The organism is Bacterioplanes sanyensis (genome assembly GCF_002237535.1).
In the GTDB taxonomy this organism is placed as follows: domain Bacteria; phylum Pseudomonadota; class Gammaproteobacteria; order Pseudomonadales; family Oceanobacteraceae; genus Bacterioplanes; species Bacterioplanes sanyensis_A.
Genome location: NZ_CP022530.1, coordinates 2,492,853 through 2,506,810, shown reverse-complemented (window position 1 = coordinate 2,506,810; position 13,958 = coordinate 2,492,853). Strand labels below are relative to the sequence as shown.

Annotated in this window: 12 protein-coding genes; 2 read left to right on the top strand and 10 right to left on the bottom strand. The window is 52.7% G+C overall.

Translation table 11 applies throughout. The features are described from left to right. Positions 1 to 44: 44 nt before the first annotated feature. The 8 genes from thrC to CHH28_RS11620 all read right to left on the bottom strand — a co-directional run bounded on the left by thrC (position 45) and on the right by CHH28_RS11620 (position 7,176). Positions 45 to 1,442: a threonine synthase gene (thrC, locus tag CHH28_RS11655; RefSeq protein WP_094062067.1), complete on the bottom strand. Its 1,398-nt coding sequence runs from the start codon at positions 1,440 to 1,442 to the stop codon at positions 45 to 47. Between the two features lie 78 nt (positions 1,443 to 1,520). Further along, the gene (locus tag CHH28_RS11650; protein WP_094060472.1) at positions 1,521 to 2,021 is read right to left on the bottom strand and encodes a DUF3087 family protein; all 501 of its coding nucleotides are present in this window, start codon (positions 2,019 to 2,021) and stop codon (positions 1,521 to 1,523) included. Between the two features lie 126 nt (positions 2,022 to 2,147). Continuing rightward, positions 2,148 to 3,449, bottom strand: a complete 1,302-nt coding sequence (locus CHH28_RS11645; RefSeq protein ID WP_094060471.1) for a tetratricopeptide repeat protein — start codon at positions 3,447 to 3,449, stop codon at positions 2,148 to 2,150. Positions 3,450 to 3,458: 9 nt separating this feature from the next. Further along, the gene (locus CHH28_RS11640) at positions 3,459 to 4,082 is read right to left on the bottom strand and encodes an energy transducer TonB (protein ID WP_094060470.1); all 624 of its coding nucleotides are present in this window, start codon (positions 4,080 to 4,082) and stop codon (positions 3,459 to 3,461) included. A 2-nt stretch (positions 4,083 to 4,084) separates the two neighbouring features. After that, positions 4,085 to 4,492 (bottom strand): ExbD/TolR family protein, encoded by a 408-nt coding sequence (locus CHH28_RS11635; RefSeq protein WP_094060469.1) that lies wholly within the window; start codon positions 4,490 to 4,492, stop codon positions 4,085 to 4,087. A gap of 13 nt (positions 4,493 to 4,505) precedes the next feature. Further along, positions 4,506 to 5,027, bottom strand: a complete 522-nt coding sequence (locus CHH28_RS11630; protein WP_094060468.1) for a MotA/TolQ/ExbB proton channel family protein — start codon at positions 5,025 to 5,027, stop codon at positions 4,506 to 4,508. 5 nt (positions 5,028 to 5,032) lie between these two features. Continuing rightward, complete coding sequence (locus tag CHH28_RS11625) at positions 5,033 to 6,400, bottom strand: MotA/TolQ/ExbB proton channel family protein (protein ID WP_094060467.1); 1,368 nt, start codon at positions 6,398 to 6,400, stop codon at positions 5,033 to 5,035. Continuing rightward, positions 6,400 to 7,176: a DUF3450 domain-containing protein gene (locus CHH28_RS11620; protein ID WP_094060466.1), complete on the bottom strand. Its 777-nt coding sequence runs from the start codon at positions 7,174 to 7,176 to the stop codon at positions 6,400 to 6,402. Before CHH28_RS11620 ends, CHH28_RS11625 begins: the two co-directional genes overlap by 1 nt. Before the next feature lie 670 nt (positions 7,177 to 7,846). Between CHH28_RS11620 and CHH28_RS11615 the strand changes: the two genes are divergently transcribed. Continuing rightward, positions 7,847 to 10,159 carry a hypothetical protein gene (locus CHH28_RS11615; RefSeq protein ID WP_094060465.1) on the top strand — a complete coding sequence of 771 codons (2,313 nt, stop codon included), beginning with the start codon at positions 7,847 to 7,849 and terminating at the stop codon, positions 10,157 to 10,159. A gap of 39 nt (positions 10,160 to 10,198) precedes the next feature. Here the strand turns inward: CHH28_RS11615 and CHH28_RS11610 are convergent, their stop codons facing one another. Both CHH28_RS11610 and CHH28_RS11605 read right to left on the bottom strand, forming a co-directional pair. Continuing rightward, the gene (locus tag CHH28_RS11610; protein ID WP_094060464.1) at positions 10,199 to 11,383 is read right to left on the bottom strand and encodes a hypothetical protein; all 1,185 of its coding nucleotides are present in this window, start codon (positions 11,381 to 11,383) and stop codon (positions 10,199 to 10,201) included. 220 nt (positions 11,384 to 11,603) lie between these two features. Next, entirely contained in the window at positions 11,604 to 12,074 is a 471-nt protein-coding gene (locus CHH28_RS11605) for a DUF2147 domain-containing protein (RefSeq protein ID WP_094060463.1), read from the bottom strand. Between the two features lie 256 nt (positions 12,075 to 12,330). On the opposite strand from CHH28_RS11605, the gene CHH28_RS11600 reads away from it, so the two are divergent. Further along, positions 12,331 to 13,638, top strand: coding sequence for a DUF4397 domain-containing protein (locus tag CHH28_RS11600; RefSeq protein WP_094060462.1), 1,308 nt, complete (start codon positions 12,331 to 12,333; stop codon positions 13,636 to 13,638). Positions 13,639 to 13,958: the final 320 nt, after the last annotated feature.

Below are 13,958 nucleotides of genomic sequence, written 5' to 3'. Positions count from 1 at the left end.
TTTGCTGGAGAATAATATGGGCCGCGAAGGCGGCCCAAGAAGCGTTACAGCACGGTATCGGCGATAAACTGCTGCACAGTATCTAACTCGGCAGGCAACACGGTCACACGTTCTTCGCGTTCCATCAAATCCGCTAAATGATGCGGCAATGGCGGAGTTGGGAAACCCGCTTGCTGGATGGCCTGCTCAAATTTCACCGGGTGCGCCGTGCCCAGAGTGATCATCGGAATGCGCTGATTGCGGCGCGTCTGACGCGCAGCTTCGACGCCCACCGCGGTGTGCGGATCAAGCAAATAACCGGTGTCGGCAAACACCGATTGAATCGTTTTGACCGTCAGCGATTCGTCGACGGCATAGCTGTCGAACACTTCTCGCGCCTTAGCCAAACGATCGCCGTCCAGCTCAACTGCTTGATCACGCTGATTCATTTGCTCCATCAGTGAGGCCATCGCCTCACCGTTATGATCGTACAAATCGAACAACAGGCGCTCAAAGTTACTGGACACGGCAATGTCCATCGACGGCGTGATCGTATGCTGCAGCGGCTTCACTTCGTACAGGTTACTGCTCATCAAACGGTGCAAGACATCGTTGCTGTTGGTGGCAATCACCAGCTGCTCGATCGGCAGACCCATTTTGCGCGCCATATAGCCAGCAAAAATATCACCGAAGTTACCCGTCGGTACGGAAAACGCCATCGAACGCAGCGGCCCACCCAGGTTTAGGCTGGCGTAGAAGTAGTACACGATTTGCGCCATGATGCGGGCCCAGTTGATGCTGTTCACCGCTACCAACTTGCGCTCGCCCTGTAGGAATTGCTGATCGCGGAAGCTGGCCTTGACCATGTCTTGTGCTTGGTCAAAGTTGCCTTCAATGGCGATGTTATGGATGTTGTCGCCCTGCACGGTGGTCATTTGGCGACGCTGTACATCGGACACTTTGCCATGCGGGTGCAGAATAAAGATATCGACGTTGTTACAGGCTTTGGTGCCCTCAATGGCAGCCGAGCCGGTATCGCCCGAAGTCGCACCCATAATGACGACTTTTTCGTTGCGCCTTTCTAACACGTGGTCGAGCAGTCGCCCCAGCAGCTGCAACGCAAAGTCTTTAAACGCCAGCGTCGGGCCGTGGAACAGCTCCAACACGTACTCGTTGTGATCCAGCTGCTGCAACGGTGCGATGGCCGAGTGCCCAAACACCGAGTAGGCCTCGTCGATCATGCGTTGCAGAGCGTCCGCCTCGATGGAACCCTCGACATAGGGATAAATCACCTTATGTGCGAGTTCGGTGTACGGCAGATCTCGCCAAGATTCGATTTCTTCCAAACTGAAATGCGGAACGTGCTTAGGCACATATAAGCCACCATCGGCGGCCAGGCCGGTCAGCAACACATCCTCAAAACTCAGCTCAGGGGCGTTACCGCGGGTAGAAACGTACTTCATCATGACGCTACTTGCTCTGCCAGAAACTTTGGGCTCAGTATTCTACATAACTTGACGAACACACGCACCCAAGCAGAGCTACAGCGCCTTCAACAGACCTGCGTGGTAATCGTCGACGCTGACCTGCAGACCAAGGCACGCTATTTGTTCATCCAGCTGCTGTATCTGCTCGCTTAACTCCTCCAGCGTGAGGGTATTGTTTTCCAACTGATACAGGTAATAGGAACCGTGCAAGCTGTAATAGCGAATACGAATCGCTGTCTCGTCATCGCGCTGCAGCGCTTCTTCCAACGCCCGGCTGCTGCGATAAATACGATTGAGCTCACTTTTCAAGCGCAGCACGTAACGAATGTCTTCCATCCACGGGCGGTCGCGCAACAGATACAGCGCGATGGACACCAACGCCAGCGCGGAGACAACCGCGGCAAAGTTCAGCCACAAACCAGAGTCGTGCCCCCACAGCTGATGATACAGCTCGGATAAACTCAGCCCGATCAGCAACAGTGCCGCAATCAGAGCCCACTGCAAGCGCGATACACGCTGTTGGTACGATGCTTTATCAATTGCCTTAAAACCCATACACCACCTTCAATCAAACACTATCTGCATAAAAAAACCCCGCATGGCGTGCACCATACGAGGTTTCTTAGCTGTTCAAACAAGCATGCTCAGAGCGAGAGGCCTCGCCCCGACACATGGCAGGGCTTATTGCACCTCAGCCATGTAGGCGCGACGCTGCTTCTCACCCTGAATGTAGGTGAGCCACTGTGCCGCCATGCGATCTTCCGGACGATCTTTTTTCAAGCTGACGAATACCTTTTCCGCCGCTTCGAGATTGTCCATGTTGAACAACACCAACCCTTTCAGCGTTCGCACGCTGTCACGGTTTTTAACTTTATTGTCTTTCAGAGCATTATCGACGTTGGTCAGCGCTTGCTTCCATTCCTGACGCTCGGTGTGGATCTGGGCCAACTTAAAGTAGTCGTCGCCCTTACCCGAGGCCTTAGCTGCCTTGGCCATCACCACAATGGCTTTGTCGTACTCTTTTGCCAACATCCAGGCATCGCCCAGCATTGACAGGTTACGTGCATTGTCTTCGATCTGGCCGTCTTTCATGCCTTTCGACAAGATGCGTGCCGCCTTATAAGGAACTTCTTGCGACAGCAAGGCTTGCACCAAGCTGATCAGCTGATTTTCCTTATCCAACAAGCCTTTGTCGTAAGCTGTTTCCAGCGTCGACAGTTCTTTCATCGGCTTGCCCAGCTCGCTGTACACCGCCGACAGCTGCATCCAGTACTGCCCTTTAGGATAGTAAGTGGCCAGATCCTGTAAGCAGCGCGCCAAGCTGACAAAGTCACGGTTTTGGTAATAAATCGCACGCTCCAGCATCAACCAGTTTTCACGTGGCTTTTTGCCTTTGGCTTTTTCCTCGCTGATCGCAACTTTGATGTCAGGCAACGCCTTCTTAAATTGCTCCAGCTGGAAATAGATTTGCGCGCGCAGTACGTACGCCTCAGCGCTTGGCTTTTCCACCAAACCGAACCAACGGTTTAACGGGCCCAGCGCCTTTTTGTAGTCTTCACCAATCAGATAAAGCTTGGCCAGGCTGTACAGGGTGTTTTGCTCAAGACTTTCAGGAATGTTATCGATGGCAATCAGCTGCTCATAAGCTTTGATCGCACCGGGATAATCTTCCTGATTAAAGTGAACATACGCCACCATGTTGTAGGTCATCGCTTTTTCGTATGAATTGCGACGCATACGCTCCAAGCTTTCCAGCTCTTCTAAGGCTTCGGCGTACTGGTTCTTATCGGCCAGATCGCGCGCCACTTCCAAGCGCTTAAACACTTGCTCGCGCATGGTCTGCGCACGTTTAACACGCTTGTTTTTGGTCGCACTGCTCTTTTCCGATGCCGACTGCTCTACAGCAATGGCACTGGTTGGCGTGAAGGCCAGCATGGAACAAGAAACCATACCTGCGGCGACAACGGCCACTAATGCTTTCATGATTACCTCCTAGCCTTTATCCAGCTCAAATCGAATGATGTTACGCACACCCGGCACTTCGATGGGCTGACCATCGACCACCTTGGGTTTGTATTTAAACTTGGCCGCCGCTTTCAAAGCTGCACGGTCAAAAATACCTTTTGGTTCAGCTTCGATCACGCGTGGGTTCGACACTGTGCCCAACTTGGTCACGGTGAACTCCACCACCACGTAGCCTTCAATGCCACGCTGCGCTGCACGACGCGGATAGTTAGGTGCCACTTTCACGATCGGCAAATACTCGCCATCGCTGGTGTTCACACCACCCAAGCCTGCGTCGACGTTCAAGTCTGCACCAATATCAAAGCCACCCACATCAAAGCCGTCGGTCGATGCTTTGGCCAAATCGGGCTTAGGCATGTCGGGCTTTGGCGGCTCCTGCGGAGGAGTCGGCGGTTTCTTTGGCTTACGCTCTTTGGTTTGCACCTCGTCATCGGGCTTTTGCATAACAAAGCTCTCGATGCGCCCGTAATCCTGTTCGTTTAAAACAGAGCCGCCACTGCTAATGAGGCTCTGCATTACCCAGAATACAGCAAAGGTTGCAACCGCAGCGATGGCCAACGAAGCGCCAAAGCGTACAAAGGCAGATTGCATGATTACCTCTCTGTTGCCAGGGATACGTCATAGACACCTGCAGCTCGCGCAGCATCCATAACAGCGACCAGGATTTTGGTTTTTGCTTCTTCGTCAGCCTGAATCACCACAGTACCCTGTGGGTTTTCAGCGTGCATGCGCTCAATATTGGCGCGTACCTGACTTTCTTCTACACGGCGCTTGTCAATCCAGATCTCGTTCATGTCGTTGATCGCAATCAGGATGTTCGCGCGTGGTTTAGATTGTGCAGTGTTGGCATCCGGGCGGTTCACCTCGATGCCAGACTCTTTAACGAATGACGCTGTCACGATAAAGAAGATCAGCATGATAAACACCACGTCCAGCATCGGGGTGATGTCGATTTGGCCTTCCTCTTCGGACGCCGTCAGGTTAGAAAAACCACGTCTCATAACTCTGTCTCACTCAGTGATCAAATGTTAATTGATCTTCCAGATGAATTTTTTCACGGTTGATGTAGCGCTCAAGGAGAGACTGGGCAAACACACCAGTCAGAGCACCAACCATGCCGGCCATCGTCGGTATGGTGGCTTTAGAGATACCCGAGGCCATAGCTTTAGGACTACCGTTACCGATAAATGCCATCACATCGAACACCTCAATCATGCCGGTCACTGTTCCCAGCAGACCAAACAGCGGAGCCATACCAATTACCATTTTGATCGTGGTCATATTGGCTACCAGATCGTGCTCCAGCTTGCCGATCAGATCCTGACGGACCTGATGGGCGTGCCAAGAGCGACGCTCTGAGCGAGCTTCCCACTCTTGTACCGCGGTCTTTACAGACCGCTTATGTACAAACGTGAAGTACGCAACCCGCTCCAGGACCAGCAGCCACAGGACGAATATCAATCCGAGAATACCGTATAGAACGTCTCCGCCACGCTCCATGAACAAGTAAACCGGCTCGTACAATTCAACGAACATAGTGTTTACGCCGCTTTAGACTGTTGCTCGGCCTGGCGAGCCAGGATACCGGTGGCGCGCTCTTCCAGAATCATCATCAGTTCGCGCGAGCGGTTGTACGCCAGAGTATGCAAGAACACACAAGGAATAGCCGCAACCAGACCCAGAACCGTGGTGACCAGCGCCTGCGAAATACCACCTGCCATCAACTTAGGATCGCCGGTACCGAACAGAGACATGGTTTCAAACACGTCGATCATACCGGTGACCGTACCCAACAGACCCAGCAGTGGAGCCACCACAGAGATGATTTTGATCCAACCAATGGCGCGCGTCAGACGTGGGATTTCAGCAGCAATGGCTTCGCCCAAGTGCAGCTCCAGTGTTTCGGTGTCGGCGTGCTTGTTGGCATTGAAGACCGCCATCACACGACCCAGAGAGTTCTTCTCATCGGCCACGTCAGACTTCATTTGCTTGTAGACTTTGGCGCGCTCAACTTGCAGCACCAACATACGCCAGATCGCCAGCAGGATACCGACAACGGCCAAGGCGATAATGATGTAACCAACGACACCACCTTGGTCAACGCGGTCGCCCAGCTCAGGTGACTGACCCATAATTTTCAGCAGCTGACCACGCGATGGATCGATCCAGAAACCGGTCAGAGCCACACCAGAAGCGCTCTCCAGCTCTGCAGCAGGACCGTTGTAACGACCGCCAGGCTGCTTATCCAGCTCGACCAGACGACCCGTTTGCAGGTCCCAATCCAGGTATTTGCCTTCAGAGACAACGTTGAAGCCACCGATGCGAGTGACGGTTTTTTCTACCGTGTCACCGCTTGGCAGTACAACTGGCGCTTGGTACTGAGCAATGTGACCTGAGTAAGTTGCTTCTGCCTGCATTTCATACCACAGACGCTCCAGCTGCTCGATCGACGGCAACTTAGAAGAAGAACCCGCCACAGCGATCAGGTCGGTCAGGAACTGGTCGCGACCTGGCATTTGGGAACTGATCACAGAACCCTGGAATACCGCTTTGGTGTCACCAGCCACTTGCTGCAGCACACCGAACAGCTCTTTCAAGCTACCCATGCGGTCAGTCAGTCGCTCTTGCGCTTCGGCAATTTTGGTTTCGTTGTCTTGGAACTGTTGCTCTTTGTTTGAGCTTTCTTGCTCCAGACGAGCACGGTCATTCTTGGCTTGGTTAACCAGGTTTTCCTGCTCAGCTTTAGAGCTGTTAAAGCGACGCAAACGCTCTTGGAAAGCACGGTTGTCCTGTACCTGGCCATCTTTCACCAGTTTCAGCAGGTCATCGACGCTCAACGATTCTTGAGCTTGGGTAAACGGAGCGGCCAGCGTCAGCGCCGCTGCTACAAATAGCGCTTTAATTTTCATTAGTTGGACTCCTGTGGCGCTGCAACCGGCACCTTGATCAGGTCAGGTGCTGCTTGTTCACGTGCGATACGAATACCAGCCATAACACGGCTCTTATACGCTGCATCCAGAGGCTGCCATTCGCGCACGGTGTTGTTCCACACGCCCAACTCTTTACCGTCCAGTGATTGATACATGAGGGCAACACGACCCACACGCAGGAAGTCCACCTCACGCGCTTCGCCATTGGCTTCCAATGTGCCACGGTAAGATTCAATGGTACGGCCGTAGTTAACTTCTGCCTGATAGGCTTCCATTACCTTACGGTATTTCTCGGCAACGCTAACGTCAGAGCGACCCATCAGGTCATTCAGGCCATTAACACGTTGCTTACGCTCGTCTTCCAGGAAAGGAACATCGGCGTCCACAAACTGGTCGATGGCATTGATCATCTTCAGCATCAAAGGAGTAATCTGGCGTTCCACCAGTGTTACTTGTTTGATGCTGGCCTCGATATCAGCCAGTTCGCGTTCTTGACTGTTCAGCTGCTTATCCAGCTGACTGATGTAAACATTCAGGCCTTCGATCTCTTTTACCAGACCGCGATATTCACGCTCAGCAGCACGAATTTTACCGTCGACTGAATCGATCTTCTGCTGTGATTGCTGAGCCTTAGTGACTCGCTTAGCGCCATCTTCCAGTGCTTTGTCGACTGTATTGGCTTGCGCACCGAACGCTACTCCGGCAGTGATCACTGCAGCCGCCAGAATATTACGAGTTCGCAGTTGCATCGGCATAGTTGTTACCCGTATCAATCTTCTTTTGCCTGTTACCAGGCCCCAAATAAACCCGCGCAGGGTAAGGTAGTTATGTTACAAGTCTGTTACGTGACAGAAACGCTGCAGTTTTATGACAGGAACACTAGCGGTTTGTCAAATAACTGCCGCAAATTTACCTACCTGAGAGCAGCGCGCATCTTACTGTTTTTCTTGAAGATTCGCTTCTTTTTCTTGGTTTTGTCTTATTTGACCGACACCAGTAGCGCCATTCCGTTACAAGATGTTAATAAATCCACTCTAATCCGAATTAATTACGGTCGATCAAAAAATATCAGTATATTATTTTTCGCCTGCCTATCTCCCACTGCAGTGACAAAATATACAAATTGGAACAGCTGTATTCACTGATTAAGGAATAAGCAACTTCACTCGATATATCATCACTCACCATCAGGATTTACCCATCCATAAGCGTCGATACGGTAATACCACCAATAACAATAAGTATTAATACCCTATGCGTCATTATTTGGTCATTGCCGACAGCGGCTACCAAATAAACAGGTCAATGCGTGCCGGTGATATGCAAATGCTGCTTGCACAAATCGCACATCGTTCCTCAAGCGCTCGCCCTATTCTGGCGCCACTGCCTCGTCGCAGCCATAAACCGTATTAAGGACGATGGATCATGACCATAACTTTCTCACCTGCGTATCGCACCGCCTTGTTGTGCACAACGCTGGCCATGTCGGCCTGCGTTCTTGAACTGCCTGGCGAGTTTCCTCACCAAGAAGACATCTGCGCTTTTGATGACCAGCGCGAACAACAGAGGCGCCTGTCGGCAGCGGTGTTCCCCGCGCCTCGCATCGATCAACTGTGGATCAACGATGACCTACGTTGGACAGCGCTAAGCCCAAACCAGCCAATACTGCAGCCTGGCGACCGTATTCGTCTGGTGGGTCATGGGTTTGGACAAGGGCCAGACATCGACTTCAGCAAGATCATGCTGGGTAATACCCGCATATTGGAAACCGATTTGCGCATGTTTAAGCAAGAACTGGCGCTCAAAGATCAGGTCAACTTTGAACTGCCCGAGGTGGTCGACCGCTGGGATAAAAACATTCTCAGCTGGAGCGATGAGCGCATTGAGTTTCGTGTGCCCGATCATGCCAGTTCAGGGCCACTGATCGTGCAAGTGCAAAAGCGCACCAGCTATAACGAATCACTACTGAAACCCGGCACGGCTCATAATGTGATTGATGCGCAAACCTCACGCATTATCGATGACGGCTTTGAGCACAACTGCGATGTGGTCTCCACCCTGAGCCAAAGTCAGGCCACGAGTCCTATAGAAGTCAACGTCGACAACCCGGACTTTGCGGCACTGGCTGCCAAAGGTGAAAAGGTATTCTGGTCGTATGATTACAACATTGGTGTCGCCCACAGTGTGCGCAATCTCGATTGGGATGCCATCTTTGGCTATCGCGCCAACGACCCCATCGGCGGCGGCAAAGCCGACCCATTAAAACTGTTTGGCGCCTATCCGAGCGTGCGCGGCCAGGTGCCCGATGCTGCCATGGACGATGTGTATTTTCCCGAATACCCCATGCCAACCCCAATTCCTGGCTTATTAACCAAGCAACCGGCACTGTTTAAAGGTAATACCCGAGATTCTGGCTGGGTCGGCTATCGCTACGCTGAAGCCAATGAGCCCTATAAAGGCAAAGGCGAATGGATTGGCTTTAACTGCGCTTCTTGCCATGGCTATCGCGTCAGTTACTCCCCCGCTCCAAACGAGCACATCACCAAGGTCATTCCCGGCTTGCCCAATCCGCGCTGGAGCATGAAGTGGACGGTGCTGCAAACCTTGGTCGACAAGTTCGACGGCATATATGGCCTAGAAGAAGGGCCGACTTGGTCACCCGGCAATAAACTGGTGGCCAAAGACATGTTGCTGTATCACATCCCCGCGGGGGCCGGTGAGCACAATGTTGTGCGCGTCAATGGTGAAGGCAGCCATACCGACAATGATTACCAGTTCTCACCCATCGCGATCCCTAACGTTACTAACTATATGGCCATTCGCCGCTCGCTGTCGCACACCGAATCCTACGTCGGTTTTGAAGGCTCTTATATTCACTCCGAAGAACCCGATGGTGCTCAGGGAGCGATGAAAAAAGAGTGGCTAGAAGCGCTAACGGCCTATATGACCACCCTCGACCAAAACGACGATGATTTACGCAACGTCGGCTTGTATCGCTGGCTTAAAGCCAACAATAAACTGGCCCAGCAAACGACGGAGCCGTCGTTAAGCGAAGGTCAGTTTGTGCAAGCCGGCTGGCAGAACTACCCCGGCGTCGCCGCCGCCATTGAACGCGGTCAGGCCATCTTTGATCGGGACTGCGGCAGCTGCCATAGCGATCAACTGGGCGCTCATACCAATGAGCAAATGCTGCGCCTGGATGAAGTAGGACGCTTCTTTACTCCCACTATCTACCAAAAAGAAACCCAGTCGGTGCGCGTCACCTTCTTGCGTGACTTGTACTGGACTCAGCATCGCGGCCTGCTGTCCGACGGCCATGTGCGCAACCTCGAAGACTTGGTAGCGGCCGAGCGTTGCCAACCCGGCAGTGAGTTGTACAACCAGTACTATACCTTGCACCCTCCAGTCCGCCCTGAACTGGGTGGCCCGGATCATATAGCGACTCACCCGGATTTAAATCGCAAAGGCGATGTTTTCCGCGTGCCTAAGTCGAGCTATATCACCAAGCTCGACAAAGGCTATCAGCGCAACCGCTTTATCGAGCGGCACAAATATTTTGTCGAAGTGCCCTGGGATGATCAGCATTATTATTGGGACTACCAGAAAATGCGCAGCGAATATGGCCCAGATGAAATGGGCACAGCAACGCCAATTGGCATGCCTGCAGCACCGCATCCTTGGTGTGCGCAACCGGGCAGTGATATAGATGATTTAGTGCAGTATTTGTTAACGCTCTAAGGCATTGCCGCCCTGTGCTCAGCACTGGGCGGCAGTAATTTACTGCAGACAATATCCATTCCACAGTTGGTCAGAGGTAATGGAAGAAGCCGTCAAGTTATGGCTAGTAGTGCGCTGTAAATCTGTATAATGCTTAAACAGAGACAACTCACTATCGCTTACGCGATTAAAGCCATAAAAGTTATCGCTCACATGGCCGCCAAGGCTTAAGTGGAACCAGCCATCACCTTCTGAAACTAAGAGATACTCACGATCTTCCTCGAAGCATCCTTGTTCATTACGATAAAATGGCCTCACAGCTCGCGGTGAATGAAAATAATAAATGGCCGATAGGCTTCCGAAACTGTGCGACTCCCACACACCATAGATGGTCAGTAAATCGTCCCAGCTAAAGGTCGTATCTCGACTGGCCAAGCTGGGCAGTTCAGGAATGGGGGCAGTTACACACACATTATTCAGTTCAGATGCGCGAATACTCGCTGCCTTCAGCACACCACTAAATCGATCCGATTGATAACGCCAGACTTCACCGTCTTTCGCCACCGTCATGCTCAACTGCCCCTGGCTTTGAGTATCCACCATAAAGCTGGCAGAGCCGGTTTTCTGAATCCGCCCCTCGCTCAGCACGTAACAGGCATTGGTATCCTGCCATTGATAATGATCATAACTGCCCGATGCCTGAATGCTCACAAACGCCTGCTCGCTGCCTAGCTGCCACACTCCGCTCAAGTCGGATAGCGCGACACCGTTTTCTGATGGCTGCTCCGGTGTCGGCTCTGGTGTTGGATTAGTAGCATCCGAACAAGTGCTGTAGGCCGCCAGCGAAATCGGGCTGCTTAAACGTGATAAGCCGTATTTACCGGCGGGTGTTTGCAGTGCCAGCGCACCATTATCATTTAATAGCTGAATTGCGATGCCATCTTTGCTTAGGGTCCAGCGCGACTGGCCGCTCTCAGCAAGCTGATAATCATCCTGATAAAAGCAGCCGTTGTCGTAATCCAAGGTGTACAACCGGGCCGTTGTTTGGCCACTATTGATACTCAGCCAATACTCATCAAATCCACCCGGGTCGTTCATGGCCACGTTCCAGTCACCATCGACATCACTGCGGGTCTCGGCAGGAATGGTGCCAGTTGCTGATGAATCATTTGATGAGCCACCAGATGATCCGCCGCAGGCAGTCAACGCCGCCGCACAAGCCAGCCAGATTAACGCTTTATTCATTATTAAGTCCCTTTAAAGGCTTATCAGGAAGAGTATCAATACAGCAGGCAAAGTATCTTAACATGAAGATTGATGCAAGCAGCGGCGCCCTTCCTCCAGCGGCGCCCCCCCCTTCAATAGTCACCACTGCATGGCACACTGGATAGCGGGATCATGCACCTTCACTTGTCAAAAGCCACACGAACCCAACCCACGACCTCAACCCTGGGAACCCAGCGCATCAGTTTGTTGTAGCAACCCCTTCAGGTTGATAGCGTAACCATTGCTGGCTGCGGCCCAGCCAAGACACGCCGATGTAACCTCGCACTTCAAGAGACTGGCCGTCCTCGGACACATCCAGCTTCGACTTATATATGCTGCCCGATTTTGGATCGAGAATGCGGCCACTACGCCACTGCCCTTCACCGTCATTTTCCAGGTCCCACATAAAGGTCAGACCTTCGATCGGCTGATCTTTGAAATCATCCGGGCATTTTTCACACGTCTTGCCACGGTCGTCTTCGCGCAATAACTCAACGATGGTGCCTTGCAGCAGTCCCTGCTCAGTGATGCGTATCTCGACCACGCTGGCTTGGCTGCCATCCTCGTCATCGATGGTTACCCATCGCCCTTCTGCCGGGTCGGCCTGTATAGCAGCAGAAAAAACAAACGCGGACAGTGCGGCAATAGAAAAAACGGCAGAACGAAGCATGGCGAATCCCTCAGTGATGAGCTTGTTATTGTGGTTATGCCACCCCAACTGGGGCACCGCCGATTATATAAAGGTGCTGGTCGCTGTCCAGTCAGCTCCAACTAGGTGAGACCGCACTGGGATGCCTGCCAAATAGGACAATATCTACAAATATCTAAAATAATGCACAACCTTGTGAACCTTTTGTACAACAATATATCTACTCAACGCCTGTACACAACAACACAATCCCGTACAGGCCAACTGGAGGTTATACATGATGAAAGTATCTCAGCTTATCGCCGTGTCCGCGGTCTCCCTTGGTTTGGTAGCCTGCGGCAGTGACGACGACGACAAAGATTACTCGTACGTACGTGTGCTGCACGCATCCGCCGATGCGCCGGCCGTCGATGTGTTAATCGACGGCAAAGCGGTATTGGAAAATGTCAGCTTTCAGCAGGGCTCGGATTACCTGCGTGTCAACGCGGGCCCCCGTGATGTCGCACTGCGAGTCGCTGGCACCGATACCATCGCACTGCAAGCCAGCCTGACCTTGGCAGAAAATGGTCGCTACTCGGTAATCGCGCAAAATCAGGTGGCCAGTTTGGAGCTGGAAGTGCTGGATGACACCAGCCGCTTTAACAATGGCACCACAGATGTCACCGTGGTACACGCTGCCCCTGCTGCCGGAGCGGTTGACGTCTATGTGACTGCTGCCGGAGCCGACCTGGGACAAGCGACGCTGAGTGCGGTGCCCTTTGACGCCAATGCCTCTTTAGCTGAGATCGCCAGCGGCGATTACCAAGTACGCCTGACCGGCGCTGGCGCCAGCGATGTGGTCTACGATTCTGGCAGCCTAGCCATCTCTACCGATGTCACGGCCGTGGCTGTGGCCAGCATGAAAGGCGCCTCCCCGGTGACGTTATTGGCTTGGTCCAGCAGTGTCACCCCGGTACTGGATAACAGCGCCGAAGTACGCATCGTGCATGCCGTCGATGCGGCCGATGTCGATATTTACGCGGGCGGCAATAAGTTGCTGGATGATTTCTCCTTTACCAATACCACCGATGGCTACGTCAAAGTGGCTGCAGGAAACTTGGACGTGGCAATCACTGGCGCCGACAGCACCTTGCAGGATGCCTTTAGCAACCTGTCCGGCACCTTAATGCTGGAGCGTGGTGAGTCTTATACCGTCATTGCCGCTGGCGATACCGGCGCTTTGGCGCAAGCGCGCTTGATTACGCTGATGGATAAACGCATGAATGCCTCCAGCACCGACGGCGATATTCGTCTGGTTCATGCGTCCTCAGCTGCAGCGGCCGACCCGGTGGATATTTATGTCTACGGCCAGGGCATGGCACAGCCAGCTGAGCCAACCTTTGCTGACGTAACCCTCGGTCAGGACACCGGCTACACCGCACTGCCAGCGGGCACCTACACAGTCGACATTGCCGCCGATGGCACCACCGCACCAGCGATTCCTGGTACGGATGCCATTGCCATAAGTGCCGGTAGCATCAGCACTGCCATAGCCGTCGGCAACGGTTCTGGCTTGTCGGCCATTTTGCTGAACGATAAGCGCTAACGAGACAGTCCCTGGGAAGCCCGCAGCGGGCTTCCTGGCTTTGAACTAGCTTTACCTTGCACTCACTTCCCTTTTAGCTCGCCACATTTTCCAGACATTACCGTCATTTATGCACCCAACACACTTCGGTGTTATATTTTCTCATCATCGAACCGCACTAAGCGGTCAGCAACATCCACCTTTTAGCAATAGGCAGTTTATCCAGTTCAGCGTCTATGACCTGCAAAACCATCATGCCTCTTCTACTACCAAGGTCGTGACGGGTAAAAAGGTAACGCTCCCGAACCATGCCTAACTCGTTGTTTATTAAGCATTTCCCG